A 21,983-nucleotide genomic window follows, 5' to 3' on the forward strand; every position below is an offset into this window, starting at 1 on the left:
CTACGATGTTTGGCAGACCGATTTATTCACAACCTCTACGGGGCGGACGCCTGCGGCAAGGCCGACGCGGCGGCCAGGGAGAACTGCCCCCGGAACTGGCGCGCCAGCACCAGCCATGTGACCGCGCCGATCCCGCTCAACACCAGCCAAGGCAATGCCGGCATATGCAGCGCGCGGCTGCTGTCGGACAGCCAGCCGCCCGCCACGTAACCCAGCAAGCCGCCCAGCGCCAGCCCGATGCGGCTTAGCCCCATGTAGCTGGCGCGCGCCGTGGGGCGGGCAAAGCGCGCCACCAGGGATTCGCGGGCCGGCTCGGCAACCAGCAAGCCAAGGTAAAACAGCGCCACCACCGCAAACAGCGGCGCCACGCCTGACGCCAACGGCACCATCGCCAGCGCCACCGTCATCACCCCCAGGCCGCACAACAGGCGCACCTGTTCCGTCAGGTAGTGCGCCCCCAGCCGCGCCAGCGGATACAGCAGCAACACGGCCAGCGCCGCATCCATGCTGTACATCCACGCCACCGCTTGCGACGTGCCCGCCACTTGCGTCACCAGCACCGGCAACAACATCATCAACTGCACATTGAGCACGTAATAGCCGCTCAGCGCCAGCACCAGCAGCAGGTAGCGTTTGTCGGCCAGCGGCGTGCGCAATGCGGCCAGCGCGCCGGTACCCGGGGCCGCCATTCGGTAGGCCGGCAGCAGCAGTGCATTGAGCAACGCCGCCAGCACGAACACGGCGCAACCCCCCATTGCCACCCAATAAAAATCAAACGACAGCAGCCATGTTCCCAGCAGCGCGCCCGCCACGGCGCAGGCGCTCTCCAACGTCATCAGCAATGCATAAAAACCATTGCGCTCGGCGGGCCGCGTCAGCTTGACCGCCAGCGCACCGCGCGCCGGTTCGAACAGGCTACCGCCAAGCCCGGACAAGACGCAGGACACCAGCAAGTGCACGGGACTATGCGCATACGCCAGCACGGCAAAACCCGCGGCGCGCAGCAGCATGCCCGTCACCACCATCGGCCGCGCGCCATAGCGGTCCGACAGCGAACCACCGACCAGCGCCAGCCCCTGCTGCGCCACCTGGCGTATGCCCAGCGCCAGCCCCACCGCCGCCGCCGCCCAGCCCAGCTGGTCGACGAAGCGCAGCGCGATCATCGGGAACACCAGATAAAAGCCCGCCACCACCAACACGTTGTCCATCACGATAAACCGCTTGCCCAGCGTCCTTGCCCGTTCCGCACCTTGCATCACAACCTCCCTGATCAAGCAGCCATGGTAGGGAACCCTCAGCCATAATAGAATCCTCAATACTGAAATAATTTCTATTTGAAATTCTTATGGCTGAAAACATGTCGATTGAGTTCGATGACCTGCGCCTGTTGCTGGAAATCGTCGAGTGTGGCAGCTTCAGCCAGGCGGCCGCGCGGCGGCGCTGGTCGCAGCCGCAAGTGAGCCAGCGCATCGGTGCGCTGGAACAGCAAGTCGGCGCGCAATTGTTCCGCCGCCACCGGCGCGGCGCGATGCCGACCGAAGCCTGCCTGGCGTTCATCCCGTCCGCGCGCGACGCGCTGGCCGCGCTCGATGTGGGCCGGCGCGCGGTCAAAGGCACGCCGGCCCTGCCCAACGTGACATTGGCCTGCCTGCCCTCGCTGGCGTCGACCGTGTTTGGCGCGCTGCTGCCCGCGCTGGTCAGTTCACCGATGGAGATCCGCTGCACCACCGACCATTCGCCCATCATCATGGACATGCTGCTGACGGACCGTGCGCAATTGGGTTTTGTCTTGAAGTGTCCGGCCGTGGCCGGGATCCACCTGGAGCGGCTGTGCCTGTCGCCGATCACGGCCGTGGTGCGGCGCGGCCATCCGCTGGCGCAGGCCACGACGGTGGCCGATGTGGCAAACGCGCAACTTGCACCGCAATATTGGGGCCCGGATTGTGACACGCTGATTGCCATGCTGCGCGCCCACCGCACGGTCGCGCAACCGATCCACACCATCCAGCCATCGAGCGCCGCGCAGGAACTGGCGCTGGAACATGGATTCCTGACGTTTATGCCGGAAATGGCCGCCGCGCGCCTGCTGCGCACTGGGCAATTGCAGCGGTTGGCGCTCACGGATTTACCGCGCTGGGAGTGGGAATTGATGGTGGCCTGGCGCAGCGGCAAGCGGCCTGACGTTGCAAAAGAAACAGTGTTACAGCAAGTGCGCGCGCTGGCCAAAGACTGGACCGTGCCACCGGTTTGATACCGGGTTGGAACAAAGCTGCAACAAAGCTGACAATCAGACAATCAAATGTATAGTTGTGCACGATTGATGTGACAATGTGCGTATTTTGCGCGGGTCTGAATGGTGTACTCTTGCTGTCAAGTTATCCCCAGACCCCGGAGAACAGAATGATGATACGGATCCTGGCCAGTATTAACACCGGCCTGATGCTTAGTGAAAGTGCCCCTCATGGCGAGAGCCATGCCAGCCTCCCGGACGACATCGAGCGTCACGGCCAGTTGGAGCTGGTGCTGTTCGCTACCGATCCTTGCCCGACACAGCAAGATATCCAACGGCGCGCACTGATGCGCAGCGCCGACCGCGCCCGCAAGCGCAACAAAAAATATTTCATCATGTACGACTCGCTGGCCAGCGCAGCGCTGAACCAGCCATCGGAATCGCCACGCGTGGGCATGGTGGAAGGCTTGATGATGGCCACCGCTTGCGTATTGATGCTGGACGACCCGCTGCCAGGCGCATATGAAACCCGCGCCGTGCTGTCCGGTGTGCATGAAACCATGATGGCGGCGGGCTACGCGAGCCGCGCATAAATCAGCCGTTGTAAACGCCAACGCCGCGCTTCGACAGCGCGGCGTTTTTGTCTGTGCTGCCGCCCTACGCGGTCAGCGCCGCGTCTTGCAACAACTCCGCCAGCAATGCCTTGCCCTGCGCCCAATCCCCCAGGCCACTGGCCGCATTGATATGTCCCTGCGGGCCGATCGAGATATAGCGGCTGTTCCACGCCTGCGCGATCGCGGCGGCATATACCGGATTGCCATAAGGGTCGTTGTCGCTGGCGACCACCACGGACGGGAAGCCCAGCGCCTGCAAGGGCAGCGGCTTGAAATGGCGCGCCTGTGACGGAAAATTCGGGCCGTCCGGGTCCGGCACGGCCACCAGCAAGGCCGCGGCCACCGGCGCCTTCTTGCCCGCGTGCGTGGCCGCATAACTTGCCGCCCAATGCGCCACCGCCAGCGTCCCCAGGCTGTGCGCCACGATCACAGTGTCCGGTCCCAGTTCCCGCACGGTGGCGTCCAGCGTGGCCACCCAGTCATGCCGGTCCGGCTGGTCCCATTCCGCGAACGGTACGCGCACATAGGAAGGATTGTGCTGTTGCCAGCGGCTCTGCCAGTGTTCGGGGCCGGAATTGCCGATACCAGGGACGATCAGGACGGGATGTGACATTGGACTCTCCAGGTTAAACAGGTCGAGTCCATGCTAGCACGCCCCTCGGGCCACTATTAGTTTGTTTATTTATATCGTTATTCCACCGCGCGCGCCACGCTGATCTTGCGGATCATGATGGGGGTATGGTCGCCCTGCAGCATCAGCGGGCCTTTGTCCGCTTCGCGGCTGTCCAGCGCGCCGCCGGTAATGCCGGGAATTTCCTGCTGTTCGATGACGGTCACGCCGTTCAAGGTCACCGTGACAAAGCGGCCGCTCAGCGCCACTTCCAGCACCTGCCATTCGCCCGGTTTGCGCGATGCATTGGAGGTCGGCCGCAGGTGGCCATAAATGGCGCCCATGCGCAGCGGGTCGGGTGGCGCGCCATACGCATCGCCCAGTTGCACTTCATAGCGGCCGCGCAGATACACGCCGCTGTTCCCGCCCGCCACTGACATGAATTCCATGCGCAATTTGAAGTCGCCCAGCAGCGCATCGCTGATCAAGTTGGTGCACGCGGCGCTGTTGGTCAACACGCCCCGCTCGACTTTCCAGCACGGCTGCGTGGCAGGCTGCTGCGCGCGCCAGCCGTCCAGGTTGCGGCCATTGAACAAGTCCACCGGGCGGCTCCAGCGCTGGCCGGCTTTGCGCGGCAGCGCCGGGGCGCGCTGCGCCGTCCACGACAAGGCAATGCCGTCTTCATCGACCGTGGTGCCGCTCATGCGGTCACCCGCCGCCATGCCGTCGAAAATCAAGTCCGCCGTATCCTTTTCATATTGGCGCGGCACGCGCACCACCAGTTTGCCGCCCTGGTAACTGACTTCCGTGGCATGCCGCGATGAACCGAAACGGCCCACCATGGTGGCCATCAATTCCGTTTCCTTGCGCAGCCGGATATCGAACCAGCTCGCATAGGGCACGCCATCCTTGCCGGTCACCGTCAAATTCCACCGTCCCAGCACCGCATCGGCAAACCCGGGCGCCGCCTGCACAGGAGCGGTGGAGACGGTGGCGGCACAGCAAACCACGACAGCGGCAAAGGAAGAACGCAACAGCATAAGATCTCATCGGTAGCCGGCAGCCGCGCTGCCCATGTTAACAGTATGCATGGCACTCCCCGTTTCAGCCACGCAGACAGGAAGTCACCGGCGCCAAGCGTTGTATTACCGACAGTTCCCGATTTCCACTTGCCCCACAGCCATCAAATTGTGCGAAAGTGCAATTTTTCCGCCACGGAGCCGCCATGACGCCGCCGCGTGTTGTACCGCGAGGTTTACCGGAACCCTGCCATCCCGAACCGCTGGAACAGGCCCATGCCCTGCACGCCGCGTTTTACCGCGACGCGCACTGGCTCGCGGTCGAACAGGATGCGGTGTTTGCCCGCAGCTGGCAACTGGCGGCGCATAGCGGCGACCTGCGGCACAGTGGCGACCACGTGGTCGGCGTTATCGCCGGCAAGCCGGTCCTCATCGTGCGCCAGCCCGACGGCGGCCTGTCCGGTTTTTATAACGTGTGCCGCCACCGCGCCGGCCCGCTGGCCGTGTGCAATGGCAGCCAGGCGCGCGCGCTGCATTGCAAATACCACGGCTGGACTTACACGCTCGATGGCCAGTTGCGCGCCGCCACGGAAATGCAGGGCGCGCAGCAATTCGACATCGCGCAGATCCGCCTGCCGCGCATCCAGGTGCGCGAGTGGCAGGGACTGGTGTTTGCCGCGCTGTCCGAGGCGGCGGCGCCATTCGACGATGTGTTTGGCGGAATCCGTGAGCGCATTGCCCCGATCGATTTATCCGCCATGCGCTTTGCCAAGCGCGATACCTACCGCATCGCGTGCAACTGGAAAGTCTACGTCGACAATTTCCTCGAAGGCTATCACCTGCCCTTCGTACATCCCGGCCTGAACAAGGTGCTCGATTACCGCGCCTATGACACCGAATTGTTTACCTGGTATTCGCTGCAGCATTCACCGCTGCGCAATAACGACGGCATCTATGGCGACGGCGACGCGTTTTATTACTTTGTTTATCCGAACATCATGCTCAACATCACGCCGGGGCGGCTGCAAACCAACCGCATTCTGCCCGATGGCCATGGCCACTGCATGGTCGAATTCGATTACTACTACACCGGCGATCCGGACGTGCAGGCGCGCATCGCGGCGGAACAGGCCTTCAGCGATGAGATCCAGGCCGAAGACATCAGCATTTGCGAACATGTGCAGCAAGGGCTGGCGTCCGGTTCTTACCAGGCCGGGCGGCTGAATCCGAAGCGCGAAAGCGGCGTGTGGCATTTCCAGAACCTGCTGCGCGCGGCCTATCTGCAAGCAGATGCGCAAGCCCATGGCTGACCGCGACGACGTAGCGGCCCGCCCCCTGGGCTTTTGGATGTGCACCTCGCTGATCGTCGGCAATGTGATCGGCATGGGCATCTTCCTGTTACCCGCCTCGCTGGCCCCGTATGGCTTGAATGCGTTTATCGGCTGGGGCATCACGGTGGCCGGCTGCTGTTGCATCGCCTACGTGTTTGCCCGCTATGCCCAGGCACTGCCGGAAGAAGACGGCCCCTATGGCTATACCAAGCGCGCCTTTGGCGGCGGCGTGGCCTTCTTCGTCATGTGGTGCTACTGGGTCTCCACCTGGATCACCAACGCCACCCTGGCAATCGGCGTCACCGGCTACCTGACGGCGCTGGCGCCACCACTGGCCAGGGCGGTCCAGGCGGCGCCGCTGCTGGCGCCCGCCGTGGCGCTGCTGCTGATCTGGCTGTTCACCATCATCAATTTACTGGGCGCGCGCATGTCGGGCCGGGTGCAGATGGGGTCCACCTTGCTGAAGCTGTTGCCGATGGCGGCGGTCATGGTGCTGGGCGCGATGGTGCTGGCCACCGATCCGCAAGCGTATGTGGCCCATATGCCAACAACGCCCTTGTCGCTGGAAGCCACGGCGGCGGCCGGCACGGTATCGCTGTTCGCCATGCTGGGCGTGGAATGCGCCACCATCCCTTCCGGCAAAGTGGCCCGGCCGGCCGTGACGATTCCCCGCGCGACCATCGCCGGGACGCTGATTGCCGCGCTGGTGTCGATCGGCGTGTCGGCCGTGCCGCTGCTGCTGTTGCCGCAGGCATCGGTGGCGCAATCGGCCGCGCCCTTTGTCGATTTGTTCAACAACTACTGGGGCGCCGATGCGGGGCGCTGGGTGGCGCTGTTCGTGGTGATCAGTGGACTGGGTGCGCTCAATGGCTGGACCCTGGTGGGTGGCGAACTGACCGCGTCCGTTGCGGCCCACGGCATTTTCCCCGCCTGGCTGCGCCGGCAAAACCACCGTGGCGCGCCCGGCGCCAGCTTGCTGCTGATGGCGGTGCTGGCCAGCGCCATGGTGGCCATGAGTTACAGCCGCACCCTGGCGGACGGCTTTACGTTCCTCAGCGTGGTGACGACCGCCGCCAATCTGCCGTTGTACCTGGTGGGGGCGCTCGGCCTGTATAAACTGTGGCGGCGCGGCCTGGTTCCCGGCGCGGCAGGCTGGCTGCGCGGGTGCGCAATCGCGGCGGCCGTGTATTGCCTGTGGGCGTTTTACGGCATGGGCCGCGAGGCGTCGCTGTGGGCGGTGGCGCTGGGCGCGGTCAGCCTGCCGATGTTCTGGCTGGCGCGCCGCCGTCACAGGCAGCAGGCAGCCGCCCCCGCCACGTAAGCTTGCCGCAGCCGCTGAAAGCCTGCGCTCAGCGGCGCGCCAGCGCCACCCGTGGCAGCGGCGCGTCCACCGGCACTTCGTCATACCATTTGCCGACCAGGCGTTTCAGTTCGCCGCTGGCGTCAAGCTGCGCCAGCGCGCGGTTCAGGCGTGCCAGCGTACTGCCTGCCACATGACGGCCCGCCACCATGTAAAAGCGCTGGTTATCCATCATGACGGGCAAGACACGCACTTTGCCATCCAGTCCTGCCTTGCGGATTTCCGCCGCGATGCCGGGCGAACGGTGGTAATAGAAGCGTCCGCGCCCCGCCAGCAGCTTGCGCAGGTTGGTGGCGGCATCGACCGCGCCGGCATCGACCGTCAGGCCGCCCAGTTCCTTCAGGCGCGCCACCTGGCCAAAGCCGTGGATCGCGAGGATGGCGCCCTTGTCACCCAGGCCGCGCACGTCGTCCCATGACTGGACGTCGACCGGATCATCGGCGCGCGCCACCAGGTGGTACGACACGGTAAACAACGCCGGGTCGGCGTATGCCAGGTCCACTTCGCGTTCGCGGTTGCGCATCAGGCCACAGCCGATATCGAGCGTCCCGCTGCGCAATTCCGCTTCCAGCCGGGGCAAGGGCCGCCATTGCTGGTCGCCCGTGATGCGCAGCGCCGGATCGGTTTTTTCGATGGCGCGGTGAATATCGACACACAGGCCTGCCGCGCCGCCTTCGACTTGCACGAATTTCGGCGCGGTAGACTGCTGTGCGGCGGTGCGCAATTCAATGATATCAACTGCCTGCGCGGGAACGGACCATGCCGCCGCCGCTGCGATGGCGGCGATCATGATGGCGCCGCGCCCCTTGAACTTCATGCTTATCCCCTGATCCGCTCCGGTACCGCCATTTTGCCACGGTCCGTGCTGTAACTATAGGGCAGCCACGCGGGCCGCCTGCCAGTCATTGTAGGCGCAGCGGCGACGACGGCCATCAGGGATATCACCTACGCCCGCGCTCCAGGAGGAATTCCGCGCGCGCCGCCAGCGCGGTATCGGCGAAGTCGGAAAACAGGCCATCGACGCCCAGCGCATAGAACTGCTTGTATTCCGCCCCGGGGTCGCCCTTGTAATCGCTGGCCAGGCGGCGCTTTTCATTGCGGAAGGTGTAGGGATGCACGAATAGGCCCGCCTTGTGCGCATCGTCGACCAGGGTGCTGGCCGGCAGGGTCGCGGTATCGGATTCATTGACCTTGCCATCGCCATTGATGTCCGCCACCTTGCCGTCCGCGCCCACCGAGCCTTTGACGCTGACGATATAGCGTTTCCACGGCCCGATGCCGTCGGCGTAGGTCTTGATTTCCGCCAGGCCGGCCGGCGTCACCATCGACGAGAACAGGCGCGCATCGCCCGCCTGCGCCCAATCATGCGGGCGGTCGTAAGGCGCCGCATAGGTCAGCTTGCCGGTTTTCAGATCCACGTCGTCGGCATCGATCAGTTGCACCATTTTCAAGGTGGAACCCTTGCTGCGCATGTATTTCAGGCTGCCCGGCTCGAACGACTGGATGAACACCGGTGCGCCGCGGTCATTCCAGCCCGCATTGGCCAGCAGCGCCAGCAACTTGTCTTCCAGCGGCAAGCCTTGCTGGCGGTGGAACGTGGGGTTCTTGGTCTCCGGATAGAGCGTGATGGTGCGGCCGCTCTTCTTGATCATGTCGATGATTTCCTGGATCGTCGCGATCTTGTATTTGCCATTGAATTCCTGCGGGCGCTCGGCATCCGTCGAGATGCCGCCCAGCGTCTTGATTTCCGCCAGCGTGAAGTCGCCGGCGAACCAGCCTTCCTGCACTTCGCCGTCGACATTCATGGCGCGTTTGCGCGCAGCGAACTCCGGGTGCCGCGCAACGTCCGTGCTGTAGGCCAGGTTCGGGTCGTGGCGGGCGATCAGCACGCCGTCCTTGGTGGAAATCACATCCGGCTCGAGCGCATCGGCGCCCATCTCGATGGCCCTCGCATACGCTTCCACGGTTTCTTCCGGCAGCGCGCCGCTGGCGCCACGGTGCGCCAGCACCATCGGAGCCTTGCCATCGAGTGTCGGCAACGGGGTCTCCGTGCTGCCGCAACCGGCCAGCGCCGCCAGCATGCCCACCGCCACGGCGGTCTGTTTCAAGTGTTTCATGTTGCCATCCTTGCCGAGTTGAGATCGGGCGGATTGTAGTGAGCAAAGATGACAAGCTTGTGAAATTGATACCGAATTCTGTATCGAGACTATGGCTTGCGGAATTGAAGCAAGCTCCGTATAATGCGGGCCCTTCGGGTCGTTAGCTCAGCTGGTAGAGCAGCGGACTTTTAATCCGTTGGTCGCAGGTTCGAATCCCGCACGGCCTACCACGAATACCGCAGTAACTAAAAAGGCTTACCCGCTTCGGCGCGTAAGCCTTTTTTGCATCTGCATATGAAAAATATTCCGCAATGGGGGAATATTTTCTCACAATCACTCTCCACCCGAGAGCAACAAAAGTCTTAGTGGAGCAATACCACAGCGACCACAGATGACGTGCCTAGCTGCAACCAGAGACCGCTATACTGGACCTTGTTGCCTTTTAAGGAATTGTTATGTGGTCTCCTGCAGCACCGCTACCCCGGTGGTTCTATGCGTTTGCCCTACTACTTGTTGGCGCAATACTGGCTCTCCTTCTGCATGTCGAGGTTATAAGGAGCGATCACTTCATTGCACCATTAATGTCCGTCTTCGGGACGTTCTTCGGTGCCACCTTTGCATTCCGTCTCAACGAAGAAAAGGAAGCAAAAAAGTTAACAGAAACACGTCAGGAGGCTCTCAATAGAGCTCTCTTCACGCTCATGCGCCAAGTTAACGCAATGCATAACCTGAAGAAAGACTACGAGAGCAAGAATACGCTTTTCGAGCGCGCCTTTAATCTCCCGGCCCTGAAACCACCAATGTACGATGACTTAGTATTTAATTTTGCTGAGTTAGGATTTTTACTAGCATCGGACAATCCTCACCTATTGATGCAGCTCTCGATCGAACAAGAGCGCTTTCAACAGGCATTGGATGCTATTCGAATTCGAAATGAGTTCTATGTAGATGAAATCCAGCCAAAGCTGTCTTCTCTGAGCTTGAACGGAACCATAGTTACCGCTGGAAGACTAGAAGAACTGCTTGGCGATCGGCTGTACTCTGGCGCAATGAATGGTGCCGACAGAGCTTTTAAGCATATTGTAAAAACCGCTGAAAGCACATTGTCATTACAACAAGAATTATTCGACCTCGCAAAGAGGATTTACCCGAAAGGTCAATTTATCCGTTGTGATCCACTAGAAACGAAAATCCAGAATCAATAAATAAAATAAGAAATACTAGCCTTGGCGCTGCCCTAGACTTCCCCTGAGAGGGAGAAGGCGACTCCGGGCACCTCACCTCGCCTTGCAGAGTTAGACCGAACAATAGGATCATTCTCTTCATTTCCATTCATCGCTCGCATGTTCGGCATCGAAACGTCAGGGAGACGGACTTTGATGTAGACATCAGTGGTCGTGACGCTCTCGCCCCCCCCCGCCCCCCATCATTGTTTGATAGACTTATCCACAGCCGCCCCCACTTGGCGCAGCACTTCGCCCTAGGTCAATTTTCGCTCGGCGCCAGCAAATAGTGACAATTGGTTAGTTTTTCTCCAAACAAAAGTATTATATTCTTAAGAAGAAATTAAAAAGAGAGGGAAAAATGACCATACTCGCAACATTTCTACATATTTCCGATTTGCATATTGGCATCATCGATCCCATGTCTGGGGATGCACAGATATCCGCTGCAGCCGCAAACGCACCAAGTATTTTTGACGGGTTACTTGGACATCATGGGAAAGCCCTACAGCAGCTAGATGAATTTGTTGCAAACTTACGAAAGAAAGATAGCAATATTCACCTAATCACCAGCGGGGACTTAAGCCGCTGGGGCGATTATAAGGAATTAGAAATTGCGAGGGATTTCCTAGAATCAACGATTGATATCAATTTTCCAAACAAAAATATTGTTGGCTTAGAATTCCCCAACCAAGTTATCATTCCTGGAAATCACGACCACTGGGCGGGAATAGCCCCACCAATTGGCGCAACCCCCTCCGAATTTCCTTCCATTTATCCAAATATCAACTTACCGTTTTACAATGCAGCTTACATATTAAAAAACGGAGCAACAATAAGGTTTATTGGAATAAACTCAGATTCCGATATAAAACCCAATTCAATTGAGCGCATTCTAGCCATGGGGGATTTCAGATCTCAGCTCGCAAGTTTGGATCGCGCGCTACCCACTAAACCAAATAACGAAATACGAGTCATGGTGATCCATCACTCTAGATGTCACAGCAACACAATATTAGGAATGACAGAGAAATCAAAAAAAGCTCTTGATTCATTCTTACTTAAGCATCAAATAAAAGCCATGCTTTCTGGGCATACACATCAGCACCATTCAAAGCAGCATTTAGCTGATCAACAGACTTTAGTCCATGAAATCGGTGCAGGGACAACTACTCAACTCGACACTAAACGGCTGAAGTTTAGATCCTATTTCAAAAACAGAAAAAGCGTAATATTTCAAAAAAACACACTTGTCCTCCATAGAATAATTCAAACCTCTTCCGGGTTGGTATGGGAAGCCCAACCCCACCTCAGATTTGCAAAAGGCTTTTCCCCTATCGCCAACTACAGTTTCCCCATATAGGCCATCAGACGGATTCATGTAAATTTTCTCTATTATCAACAGGATGGCGTTTAAAACTGGACGCCGCTGGCTGAGCATGCCATATCTCTATCAAAGCAGCACCATCTATTGGCGTGCTCAATGATTCGCCAGATTTAGAGAATTTATTAGATGTTTCATCATATATATATCCATCCACTAGGAAAGGATGTGTTTCTAATATTTTCGTCATCCACCGAATCAAAGTATCTGCCCCGCCATCTCGAAGATCTCGAGTTCCTGAAACCTGAGCGTATAGCAGTTCTCCTGGAACGAAACAAGATTTTTCATTTGAATAACTTACATATACACCATCAGCCTGGGGCTTAGAAGCTTCTATTGGCCTACGCTCCAGTCTATTGAATAGTAGACGAAGACTATCTAATGCCTCGAAAAGCATACCTGGGGTTATTCCAAATCTGAGCAGTCTTTCCCCTGCCGGTCCAGCAGCTGCAACTGATGGGTCTTCTCTAAGATGAGTTAGCACTTCCTCATCTCTCTCATTCAATCGGCTCAACATATTTTCCCAGCCGATTCTTTCGCAATCAAGATCTTGCGCAAGAACTGCCCAAGCTTCACCTATCTGAATGTTTTCATTCGACTGCATTTCATCTAATTCCGTGAAAAAATCCATCTCCTCATCCATGTCAAATTCCTTATTTGACAATGCTAAATAGATCTTTTCAACCCACTCCGAATTTTGCTCCAACAACTCCATTTCCAGATTATTAAAACTCAACTCCACCTCACCCAAGGAATACCTGATTTTTTCCGAATTTTCACTTACCTTGTTCAGAAGCGAAATATTACCAGGACTCAAAATCGCATCCTTAATTATTTCAATATACTCATTCATGATCTCCATACCCCCATGTGTATTTTTATGAGACTGCCTAATTGAATTCAATAATAATTTTGAAAACCTATTCTTTATAGCATGCACATCATCTGTTGCCAGACCACGCCTTGCTGCCACAGTCCTTACCGTCTTACCCTCAATCCAAAGACTTCGTACAATCTCAGCTTCATCTGCATTATCAGGAGCTTGACTAAGTTGCAAAGAGATCCGCCCCAAAAGCTCAACCAAGACTTCCCGGACACGGTATCGCGAAATTTGGTGCCGGCTAGCAAGTTCCCGCTCACCAATTTCCTCATCACTTAAAAAATCCCATAAAATAGATTTTTTAGAGAATTCCATATCATTTATCAATTGGCGAACAATTTTAGTTTGCTCTCTAAGCTCAACAATTTCCGATGTAGATAAATTGGGAGATGGAATTTCCGAAGCAAGTTCAATTTCGATCGTTTGAGATCGAAGTTTATGCAATTTAAAAAAACATCTTCGACTAAAACGATAAAAAGCTGAAACCAGATATGATTCAAATGAGCCTCTACCTTCTTGAAATCGCGATACCAACGGATCCCATTCAAAATAGAAGTCATGTATTAAGTCACGAGCATCTTGAGGGTCGATAACATAACCATCACGAGCCAACTTTGCATGAACCCGCCAGAGCAAAGGTTCATACTCCAGAAATCGCTTATCGGAATCAATCATCACATACTCCAGATCAGGCCAATTAGCTCAGACAATGCTCTCATCTCTTCTCAAGCTTATATTGCACTGCTGAGCAACCTCGGTTGAAATGCGGCAACTTTTTTTCCCTAGCTCTTACACTATGTTGCAGTGCATCGTGCGTTTGGTTGAAAAGTTCGCAACAAATTCTCTCGAACCAGGAGTTTCCATTATGAAATATTTTCATATTGAAATTATCCTGCTGCACTCATTGTCGAGAAAACATCTTATTTGAGCAAGATATAGGATGAGTGACAGTCTGTTGCATAACTTACGACATATTTTGCAACAACTTGAAGGAACTCAAGACCATTTGACCCCACTCGTTATACACAAGTCGCAGGCTAACTACGCTGGCGTATCAGCGGCATCGTTTTTACCGCGACATGCACATCATTCAGTCCTAGCCAGATCGTTTTGACACCCAGCCCACCATCGCCATTACGAGCCAGGAAGCCGCCAATGCAGGCGATCTGCAGCAAGACATCGTTGAGGCGCGGCCATGCAGTGGAGTATTTTCGAGCAGCACATAAGCAGCCTCAATTTCGTCAGAGTCGAAGAACTGCGCGGCATCAAGGTCGGGCCAAGTTTCTCCCGAGTCGCATCAAGTGGGTAATGCGCCACGACACCACCAGATACAGAGTCAACGCGCACTAAAATGCTTTTTGCATCACTCTGCGAGTGTAACTTCCAAGCATACTAATTCCCTAAAGGCAACTCCGTCCCCCCCTCCAGGCCTCACCGACTAGAGTCTCCAAACCTGAGCCGATTCCCCAACAATCAGCTCAAATTGCAAAATCAGCTCACCTTAGCTAGAATCAGCTCACACAAAGTGAGCCGATTCATGTCAACTGAAAATACCCGCCTGTCCCCGGAAGCACTGCTGCAAGCCATGGCCAACCTTGCGGAAAATGGCCATCCCGCCGCAACATCCGCAGAGCTTGCCAAGGCTGTGGGCACAAGCCTGCCGACGGCCAAACGCATGCTCGCCAAACTGGTGGAACAGTCGAAGGTGGTAGTGGTCGGCAAAGCGCGAGCGACTCGCTACCGGATTCAAACCTCTGCTCCCTCGCAAACAGCCTCTGTTGATACGCCGGGGCATTCAGTCTGGAGTGCGGCGAGCCTGGAACTGCGGCGGCGATTGTCGCTGCCCCTGGCGGCCCGCCAGCCGGTAACTTACCTGCGCGAGTTTGTCGAAGCCTACAGGCCCAACGAAACATCGTTACTGCCACATGCGCTGGCGGAAGAACTGGCAGCGTTGGGCCGCCTGCCCGGCCAGCAGCCGGCCGGCACCTACGTGCGGAAAGTCCTCGAGCAACTGCTGATCGACTTGTCCTGGTCGTCGTCCCATCTCGAAGGCAACCGTTACAGCCTGCTCGATACGGAAGAGTTGTTCAAAAGTGGCAAAGCCGCAACCGACAGCGATGCGGTCATGCTGCTCAACCACAAAACCGCCATCGAATTCATGGTGGATGCGGTTCCAGCCTATGGCCTCGATGGGAGCCTCGTCCGCAACTTGCACGCCATCCTGATGCAGGATTTGCTGGCCGATGTCGAGACGCTGGGCACCATCCGCAACAAGGTGGTCAATATCACCGGTACCACGTATGTGCCAGCGCAGACCCCTTTGGTTCTGCAAGAAATGTTCGAACAGATCATCGCCAAAGCCCAGTTCATCAAGAACCCCGTCGAATCCGCATTCTTCCTCTGGGTGAATCTGGCGTATTTACAACCCTTCGAAGATGGGAATAAACGCGTCAGTCGATTGACCGCCAATATCCCGCTGATGTTGTATAACCAGGCGCCCCTGTCCTTCCTCGATGTGGCACGGGACGATTACGCGCTGGCGATGATGGGCGTGTATGAGTTCCGCGACGTCGCAATGGCGGTAGACCTGTTCGCTTGGACCTATCGGCGCTCCCACGCCAAATATCAGGTGGTCGTGGAATCCATGGGCTTACCGGATCCATTCCGGGTCCAATATCGCGAAGCGCTGAACGAGGCGATCGGCACCATCGTCCGCGACCGCATTCCGTTGGCAATCACGCTGGCCAATCTTGCTCTTCCCAGTGTGGATACGGCGAAGTTCGTCAGCCTGCTGGAGCAGGAGTTGAACGCACTGGCAATTTTTAACTGCGCCCGCTACCGGCTTGGCCTCAGGCAGACGCAGGCATGGATCGACGAGGGGCGCCCCCGATAAGCCGAATACAGCCGTAAAAAAAGGTTATCCGCTTTGGCGCATAACCTTTTTTCTTACTTCCCACCGCGGCTTATTTTGCCGCTTATTTTGCCGCTGGTTTGCTGCGGCGCGCGATGCCGGCAGCCGCCAGGCCCAGACCGAACAGGGCCAGCGAAGCGGGTTCCGGCACATTGTTGCTCTCGGCCTGCGCGGTGGTGGCCACCATGGTGACGTTGGTCGTGTTCACAGACGAGCCGCCGTTATTGAACGACAGATAGGCAAAGTTTGACTGGCCCCAGCCGCTGGCATCGTGATTCCAGACATTTTGGGCAATGTCATAGCTGCCAAAGTCCGACAATTGGGTCAGGTTGATGTTGAAATAAGGATCCAGCTTAAAGGTGAATTCGCTCAGCTCATTCAACTTCAGGAAACCGTCCGCGTTGCTGTCCAGTCCTGTAAAGCCGCCACTGGAATAATAGCCGGCGACCGTCATTTCATAGGTGACCACGGTGGCCTGGGCATTGACGGCGAAGCACGACAACAGCAGGGCTGGCAGCAGTTTGCGGATATTCGTGAAGTTCATAGGTTAATTTCCGTGAGTAGATTGATAATGCGCAACTATACTTACAAATAAGCAATTTACATGCCATACGGGAATCTTTTCTATTTTTCAAACACTTGCAGAAAACTCATGCGGGCTGGTGCGCTCGACTGTAAAGTTTTTCGACAAGGGTAAGACCGTCAAGTGCGGCGCGCCAGCCCGCAGGCCCGACGCAGAAAGTCAGGTCATATGCGGGCGACAAATCCCAGCGGCGGTCTCGCCCCAGGAGATAGGAAAAATTCTTCGGATGGTCGTCGCGGTTGTTGAACAGCACATTGAACACGGTGCGCTGGTAGGCCTTTTGACCACCGGCAGTTGTGTGCCGAGGATTTTTAAGAGTAGGGACACTTTCACCTCGATGGACGATCAACTTACAACACCCGCTGGCGCCACCAGATAAAAAATATTATCGAATGCACAACATCAACATCCGCTCCGCGTAGAATGACGCTCTTCATTCTTTACGACGAGGAAACGTCCATGCCGCGTTCATTTGCGTTGCCGACTGCCGCCATCCTGATGCTGTGCCAGTTCCCATCCCTGCACGCGGAAATTCTCCCTGGCCTCCCGCTGAAGATCCATGTCCGGCACATCGCCAACGATAAATGGCGCGTCGATTACCGGTTCCCACAACCCGTTACCGCCATCACACTGCCGGCAGTCGTCGAGTATCGCCAGCGCGCCTGGAAAATCCTGACGCCCGGCATGCGCTTGAAAACGGTTGATGAACAGGATGTCATCGCGGCGAATGGCAAGCCATTCAAGGCTGTCAGCGTTGAAATCACGACGTTTGATGGCCTGGCGCCGAAGGACTATGCCTCGTTTAACCGCTTTACGGACGGCGGCACCGCGATTTACCTCGGCCATTTGCAAGGCGGCGCCCAGCGCGGCAAACAAAAGTATGCGATGCAAACTGACATCAAGCTGACCGGTTTGGCGCAGGAAAATGTGATTGCGCCGCCGCTGAACCGGCAGATGCCAGGCGGCGCCCGTGGTTACGCGTATTTCGGCCCGGCGCAAGCCGTGTCCGTGGGCGGCACGAAAATCCTGATGGATCCGGAAACGCCGCCATGGGCCCGTGAAACCATGCTCGATGCCGGAGCCAAAGTCTCGCAATACTATGAAACCGCGTATCAGCGCGCCTTGCACGACGATTTGCTGATCATGGTGTCGATCACGGGCTTCGAAACGCCCGGATTGTCCATGAAAGGCGGCGCAGTCATGGGCCAGCTGTCGTACCGTTTTGAAGGCAAGGCTTTGCTGGGCGATCATCCCAAAAAACGGGATTACCTGGCCCGTGTCGTGGCGCATGAACTGGCGCACCTATGGCAATTAAATATTGTCCGTGGCGGCGTCGGCGCAGATGAACCGTGGGTGCATGAAGGCGGTGCGGAAGCCATGGCGCTCGATGGCTTGCAGCACACTGGTTTGTTCTCGGAGGAAAAGGTTCAGGCTTACCGCGCAGCACAAACCGCCACTTGCGAAAAACTGGGCCGTTCCGTGGCGTCGTATGACGGCATTTATGCCTGCGGCTTGTTGCGGTTTGATCAGCTGGGCGTGGGCATCGTGCCGTTGTGGCGCGCCATGATGCAGGCCACGGAAGTGAAAGGCGAAGTTTATTCCGGCGCGATGATTGAAACGCTGGTGCGTGACCAGGGCGAAAAATGGCGTTCCGGCGGTGCCAACTGACACCATCAGCTTGATTGAACGGATTCCGCCGACATGATTGGCGCATCGCATGAGGTCCATGCGCCGCCTTCGTTCGCCGCCAGTTTCCAGCAATCGCCGTCGGCCTGGTAGCCGGTCGCCTCGACAAACTGGCGAAACTGCCGGACCGTTGTTTCGTATTTGGACAGCTTGAAAGTCTTGATCCTGACGGTATGCACCGGCTCCGAAACGGGATAATTCGGGTTCCTGGGATTGGCCGTGCTCCCCATCGAGAATTCGCCCCCCTTGACCGTGACCATGGGCGGCGTGATCACCGCGTCGGTGGCGGCCACCAATGGGCCACTCACGCTTGCCAGGGCGAGCAACGCCAGGATGAGGAGATTTTTTTTCATTGCATGTGTTCCGGGAAAAGGAAGCCTGAGCCGGCCAGCGGTGATCGGCGATCACGTGGCGGCAACGATCGCACGGGCGACCGGTGCGGGCGAGCGGCAGGCGACGAATCGACGGCAGCGCCGACGAAATGCAAGCCCGCCGCGGCGTGCCCCCCCCAAGGCATGATTCACATCCTCTTCACATAGGCCCGCCTACTCTGGCGGCGGTATCCACTCAAATCGCCGCCCACCATGAAAAAACTGATCGCCGTACTGTCCCTGCTGTGCCTCGCCGTTCCCGCGCTGGCCCAGCTGCAATCGCTGACCCACCAGGACGTCAAACGCAAATACATCGTCTACACCCCGTCCACCTATGCCGCCACGCCGGAGCAGAAATTTCCGCTGGTGCTCAATTTTGCGGGTGGCGGCATGACCGCCGCCGAGCAGATGTTGTATACGCAAATGAACCGCAGCGCCGACCGCCATGGCTTCATCGCCGTCTACCCGCAAGGCATCAAGAACGACTGGAACGTCGGCTTCGGCATGGATTACAAGGGAGGCAGCGACGATGTCGGCTTTGTGCGCCAACTGCTCGCCGCGCTGGAACGCGATTACCGGATCGATCCGCGCCGTGTGTACGCCACGGGACTGTCACGCGGCGGCTTCTTCGCCCTGCGCCTGGCGGCGGACATGCCGGAGCGGTTCGCCGCTGTCGCCTCGGTGGGGGCGCCCATGCCGGAACCGGTGATCGCCCATCACCAGGAACGCCGTCCGGTCGGCGTCATGCTGGTGCACGGCACCGCGGACGCCGTCGTGGCCTACGACGGCAAGGCCGGCGGCTACCTGTCGGCGCGGGAATCGGCCAGCTATTGGGCGCAAGTGAACGGTCTTGAGTGGCGCGTCGCACCGGTACGCCAGCTCCCCTCGGCGGCAGGTGACGCGACCTCGGTGTCCATCAGCGAGCATGGCACGCCGCACCACCGCGTGGCCCTGGTGACGGTGCACGACGGCGGCCACACCTGGCCGGGCGCGGAGCCGTTCAATGTCGGTCTGCCGATAGGCGCCACCAGCAAATCCGTCGACGTCAACGAGTTGATCTGGTCCTTCTTCCGCCGGCACGGCAAGCCGGATTGAGAACATGGCGCGGTCCACGTGATTCCGGGCTGCCGAAGACGGCATACCCAATCCGTCCATGACAAACTGATCATCGTGACGAATTAACCACACTCCCCATTGCGATTGGTGCAACGGTCCAGCCGACCTCAAGTAAGATTCCTGTACATAACTTCGGAGACGGGCTGATGAAGTTCCGGCGATGCTTCCCCTGCGCAGTGGCGGTCATGCTGGCCTGCGGCCCGGCGCATGCCACGGAGCCGTCATCCGAACAGTGGGCCGATATGTCGCTCGAACAATTGGGCAATATCGTCGTCACTTCCGTATCGCGCCAGGAAACCCGGCTCTCCACTGCACCGGCCTCCCTGTACATCATCAACGCCAGCGACATCCGGCGCAGCGGCGTTCATTCGCTGCCGGAAGCGCTGCGCCTGGCGCCCAACCTGCAGGTGGCGCGCATCGATGCGCGCCAGTACGCGATCACCGCGCGCGGCTTCAACACTGAAATGGTCAACAAGCTGCTGGTGCTGATCGACGGGCGCAGCGTGTATTCGCCGCTGTTCTCCGGCGTCTTCTGGGACATCCAGGACATGGTGCTGGCCGACGTCGCCCGCATTGAAGTCATCAGCGGTCCCGGCGCCACGATCTGGGGCGCCAACGCGGTCAACGGCATCATCAACATCATCACGAAAAGCGCCGCCGACACCCAGGGCGGCCTGGCCCGGCTGCGTGGCGGCGAGTTTGAAAAGACCGGCCTGGTGCGTTACGGCGGCGCGCTGGGCGAGAACGGCCATTACCGGGCGTATGCCAAAACCGTGCGCGAAGACGGGCGCTTCGCCCCGGCAGGCCACAATACACGCAACGAGTACCACCGCAACCAGGCGGGGTTTCGCGCCGACTGGGCGGGCGATAACGGCACGTACACCGTCTCCAGCGACGTGGTCCGGACCAGGATAAAACGCTATCCCACCCAGGGCGACATCGATGCCGAAGGCTTCAACCTGCTGGGCCGTTACACGGGCAAGCTGGCCGGCGGCGAATTGCGCCTGCAAGCCATCTACGACCACACCGGGCGCAACCAGCGCAACACGATTTTTGAGCGCATCAATACGCTCGACCTGGAAGCCCAGCATGGCATTGCGCTCAATCCGGACCATCAACTGGTGTGGGGCGCCGGCTTCCGCCAGTCATGGGACCGGGTCCGCAATCCGCCCCAGGCCGCCATGCTGCCGCCCGCGCTGGATCTGCATTGGGGCAATGTCTTCGTCCAGGATGAAATGCGCGTGGCCGAGCAGGTCAAGCTGACCGCTGGCTTGAAAGCGGAGCACAACCACTACACCGGCTGGGAGACGCTGCCCAACGTGCGCCTGGCGTGGACACCGGACACGTCACAGCTGCTGTGGAGCAGCCTGTCGCGGGCGGTACGCGTCCCGTCCCGTATCGACCGCGACTATCACTTGCCGGGATCACCGCCCATCGTCAACGGCGTGCCGCAATATATCCTTGCGGGTGGCCCGAAATTCATTTCTGAAACGGCAGACGTGCTGGAACTGGGCTACCGGGCCCAGCCCGTCCCCACCTTCTCCTGGTCCGCCACGGCCAACGTTGGCCGCTACGACCACCTGCGCACCTTCGAGCAAGTCGCCGCGCGCCGCTTCGAGTGGCGCAATCTGGCGCAGGCGCGCAGCCGTGGCATTGAAATCTGGGGGCGCTGGCAATTGATGCCGCGCTGGCGCCTGGATGGCGGCCTGGCGCTGCAGCGGATCCGCACCAGTCTGCGCCCTGGCAGCACGGACCTGACCTACGCCGGCCTGAAGATCAACGACCCTGGCGTCAACTGGTCGCTGCGCTCCTCGCACGACTTGACGGACAACATGCAACTGGACTTGATGCTGCGCCACGTGGGCAAGCTGCCGAATCCGGCAATACCGTCCTACTCCGAGCTCGACATCAACTTCCAGTGGGGCGTGACGCCGGCCATCGACCTGGCCGTGACCGGACAGAACCTGCTGCACCGGCGCCACATGGAATTCAACGCGCAATTTGGCAACAGCCAGTTCGAACGCGGGGTGCTGTTCAGCGCCATCGTGCGCTTTTGACTTACGGCTTGCTCAACTTCCCGTGAATCTCGTTCATCATCATCAGCCCGGCCGTGCTGTATAGCTTGTGGTACTCCGCCACCATCGCGCCCTTGATGATCACCGGATCGGTGGCCACCAGTTTTTTTGCTTCCTCGATGTCGGCGACAGCAAAGATGAACATGCCGCGCCAGCCTTCGACTCCGTCATAGGGTCCGGCCACCACCAGCTTCTTGTCCTTGGCCAGGCGTTCCATGTTGGCGAAGTGGCCCTTGAACATCTCATCGCGCTCCGGACCGGCAGGGACCTGGTTCGGCCCCGTCTTGAGCAGCACGAACACATAACCGCGCATGCCGCGCTGGTCGGCGCCAAGGGACTTGGCTAGCGCTTCATCGAACTTGGGCGTTTCCTGCGCGTGGGTGCAGGTACCCGCCAGCGCGGCAAACAGGAAGGTGGCGGTCAGGGCGGCGTGACGCAGCATGGAAAACTCCCGGCAAAGTGGATAAACGTCCAGTCTGACGCAGCTGGCC

The 21,983-nt window shown here is 58.5% G+C and carries 19 protein-coding genes, 1 tRNA gene and 2 pseudogenes; 11 read left to right on the forward strand and 11 right to left on the reverse strand.

The window, feature by feature from the left end:
- Positions 1 to 35: 35 nt before the first annotated feature.
- Positions 36 to 1,256: a multidrug efflux MFS transporter MdtH gene (mdtH, locus tag AC1RRC_RS17685; protein ID WP_493056828.1), complete on the reverse strand. Its 1,221-nt coding sequence runs from the start codon at positions 1,254 to 1,256 to the stop codon at positions 36 to 38.
- Positions 1,257 to 1,345: 89 nt separating this feature from the next.
- Between mdtH and AC1RRC_RS17690 the strand changes: the two genes are divergently transcribed.
- Positions 1,346 to 2,251, forward strand: a complete 906-nt coding sequence (locus tag AC1RRC_RS17690) for a LysR family transcriptional regulator (protein ID WP_493056829.1) — start codon at positions 1,346 to 1,348, stop codon at positions 2,249 to 2,251.
- A gap of 149 nt (positions 2,252 to 2,400) precedes the next feature.
- Positions 2,401 to 2,823 (forward strand): hypothetical protein, encoded by a 423-nt coding sequence (locus tag AC1RRC_RS17695; RefSeq protein ID WP_493056830.1) that lies wholly within the window; start codon positions 2,401 to 2,403, stop codon positions 2,821 to 2,823.
- Between the two features lie 64 nt (positions 2,824 to 2,887).
- Here AC1RRC_RS17695 and AC1RRC_RS17700 read toward each other — a convergent pair whose 3' ends face one another.
- Both AC1RRC_RS17700 and AC1RRC_RS17705 read right to left on the reverse strand, forming a co-directional pair.
- Complete coding sequence (locus AC1RRC_RS17700) at positions 2,888 to 3,457, reverse strand: RBBP9/YdeN family alpha/beta hydrolase (RefSeq protein ID WP_493056831.1); 570 nt, start codon at positions 3,455 to 3,457, stop codon at positions 2,888 to 2,890.
- A gap of 77 nt (positions 3,458 to 3,534) precedes the next feature.
- A complete protein-coding gene (locus AC1RRC_RS17705) occupies positions 3,535 to 4,494 on the reverse strand; it encodes a 3-keto-disaccharide hydrolase (protein ID WP_493056832.1) in 960 nt (319 codons plus the stop codon).
- 185 nt (positions 4,495 to 4,679) lie between these two features.
- Here AC1RRC_RS17705 and AC1RRC_RS17710 point away from each other — a divergent pair, with 185 nt between their 5' ends.
- On the forward strand, positions 4,680 to 5,783 hold the full coding sequence (locus AC1RRC_RS17710; RefSeq protein ID WP_493056833.1) for an aromatic ring-hydroxylating oxygenase subunit alpha: 1,104 nt from the start codon (positions 4,680 to 4,682) through the stop codon (positions 5,781 to 5,783).
- The gene (locus AC1RRC_RS17715) at positions 5,776 to 7,125 is read left to right on the forward strand and encodes an amino acid permease (RefSeq protein ID WP_493056834.1); all 1,350 of its coding nucleotides are present in this window, start codon (positions 5,776 to 5,778) and stop codon (positions 7,123 to 7,125) included. The genes AC1RRC_RS17710 and AC1RRC_RS17715 overlap by 8 nt, the downstream gene beginning before the upstream one ends.
- Before the next feature lie 28 nt (positions 7,126 to 7,153).
- Here the strand turns inward: AC1RRC_RS17715 and AC1RRC_RS17720 are convergent, their stop codons facing one another.
- Positions 7,154 to 7,981 carry a substrate-binding periplasmic protein gene (locus AC1RRC_RS17720; RefSeq protein WP_493056835.1) on the reverse strand — a complete coding sequence of 276 codons (828 nt, stop codon included), beginning with the start codon at positions 7,979 to 7,981 and terminating at the stop codon, positions 7,154 to 7,156.
- A 124-nt stretch (positions 7,982 to 8,105) separates the two neighbouring features.
- A complete protein-coding gene (locus AC1RRC_RS17725) occupies positions 8,106 to 9,281 on the reverse strand; it encodes a glycerophosphodiester phosphodiesterase (RefSeq protein ID WP_493056836.1) in 1,176 nt (391 codons plus the stop codon).
- 136 nt (positions 9,282 to 9,417) lie between these two features.
- Here AC1RRC_RS17725 and AC1RRC_RS17730 point away from each other — a divergent pair.
- The 3 genes from AC1RRC_RS17730 (at position 9,418) to AC1RRC_RS17740 (ending at position 11,849) form a co-directional block, all read left to right on the forward strand.
- Positions 9,418 to 9,493: transfer RNA gene (locus AC1RRC_RS17730), tRNA-Lys, on the forward strand.
- A gap of 225 nt (positions 9,494 to 9,718) precedes the next feature.
- Positions 9,719 to 10,468, forward strand: coding sequence for a hypothetical protein (locus AC1RRC_RS17735; protein ID WP_493056837.1), 750 nt, complete (start codon positions 9,719 to 9,721; stop codon positions 10,466 to 10,468).
- 379 nt (positions 10,469 to 10,847) lie between these two features.
- Positions 10,848 to 11,849: a metallophosphoesterase family protein gene (locus AC1RRC_RS17740; RefSeq protein ID WP_493056838.1), complete on the forward strand. Its 1,002-nt coding sequence runs from the start codon at positions 10,848 to 10,850 to the stop codon at positions 11,847 to 11,849.
- 4 nt (positions 11,850 to 11,853) lie between these two features.
- Here AC1RRC_RS17740 and AC1RRC_RS17745 read toward each other — a convergent pair whose 3' ends face one another.
- The gene (locus AC1RRC_RS17745) at positions 11,854 to 13,425 is read right to left on the reverse strand and encodes a sigma-70 RNA polymerase sigma factor region 4 domain-containing protein (RefSeq protein ID WP_493056839.1); all 1,572 of its coding nucleotides are present in this window, start codon (positions 13,423 to 13,425) and stop codon (positions 11,854 to 11,856) included.
- Between the two features lie 362 nt (positions 13,426 to 13,787).
- Positions 13,788 to 13,937: pseudogene (locus AC1RRC_RS17750) on the reverse strand (IS4 family transposase); the annotation flags it as partial.
- Positions 13,938 to 14,287: 350 nt separating this feature from the next.
- Between AC1RRC_RS17750 and AC1RRC_RS17755 the strand changes: the two are divergent.
- Positions 14,288 to 15,643: a Fic family protein gene (locus tag AC1RRC_RS17755; protein WP_493056840.1), complete on the forward strand. Its 1,356-nt coding sequence runs from the start codon at positions 14,288 to 14,290 to the stop codon at positions 15,641 to 15,643.
- Between the two features lie 82 nt (positions 15,644 to 15,725).
- On the opposite strand, the gene AC1RRC_RS17760 is transcribed toward AC1RRC_RS17755, so the two are convergent.
- Positions 15,726 to 16,205, reverse strand: coding sequence for a PEP-CTERM sorting domain-containing protein (locus AC1RRC_RS17760; protein ID WP_493056841.1), 480 nt, complete (start codon positions 16,203 to 16,205; stop codon positions 15,726 to 15,728).
- Between the two features lie 172 nt (positions 16,206 to 16,377).
- Positions 16,378 to 16,593: pseudogene (locus AC1RRC_RS17765) on the reverse strand (HipA domain-containing protein); the annotation flags it as partial.
- 110 nt (positions 16,594 to 16,703) lie between these two features.
- On the opposite strand from AC1RRC_RS17765, the gene AC1RRC_RS17770 reads away from it, so the two are divergent.
- Positions 16,704 to 17,912, forward strand: a complete 1,209-nt coding sequence (locus AC1RRC_RS17770) for a hypothetical protein (protein ID WP_493056842.1) — start codon at positions 16,704 to 16,706, stop codon at positions 17,910 to 17,912.
- 5 nt (positions 17,913 to 17,917) lie between these two features.
- On the opposite strand, the gene AC1RRC_RS17775 is transcribed toward AC1RRC_RS17770, so the two are convergent.
- Positions 17,918 to 18,283 carry a formylglycine-generating enzyme family protein gene (locus AC1RRC_RS17775; protein WP_493056843.1) on the reverse strand — a complete coding sequence of 122 codons (366 nt, stop codon included), beginning with the start codon at positions 18,281 to 18,283 and terminating at the stop codon, positions 17,918 to 17,920.
- A 231-nt stretch (positions 18,284 to 18,514) separates the two neighbouring features.
- Here AC1RRC_RS17775 and AC1RRC_RS17780 point away from each other — a divergent pair, with 231 nt between their 5' ends.
- Complete coding sequence (locus AC1RRC_RS17780; protein ID WP_493056844.1) at positions 18,515 to 19,396, forward strand: extracellular catalytic domain type 1 short-chain-length polyhydroxyalkanoate depolymerase; 882 nt, start codon at positions 18,515 to 18,517, stop codon at positions 19,394 to 19,396.
- A gap of 167 nt (positions 19,397 to 19,563) precedes the next feature.
- Positions 19,564 to 21,474 carry a TOL_0244 family TonB-dependent receptor gene (locus AC1RRC_RS17785; RefSeq protein WP_493056845.1) on the forward strand — a complete coding sequence of 637 codons (1,911 nt, stop codon included), beginning with the start codon at positions 19,564 to 19,566 and terminating at the stop codon, positions 21,472 to 21,474.
- Position 21,475: 1 nt separating this feature from the next.
- Here AC1RRC_RS17785 and AC1RRC_RS17790 read toward each other — a convergent pair whose 3' ends face one another.
- On the reverse strand, positions 21,476 to 21,934 hold the full coding sequence (locus AC1RRC_RS17790) for a YciI family protein (protein ID WP_493056846.1): 459 nt from the start codon (positions 21,932 to 21,934) through the stop codon (positions 21,476 to 21,478).
- Positions 21,935 to 21,983: the final 49 nt, after the last annotated feature.

The sequence above is a fragment of the Pseudoduganella sp. GW821-FHT12E03 genome (assembly GCF_058807115.1).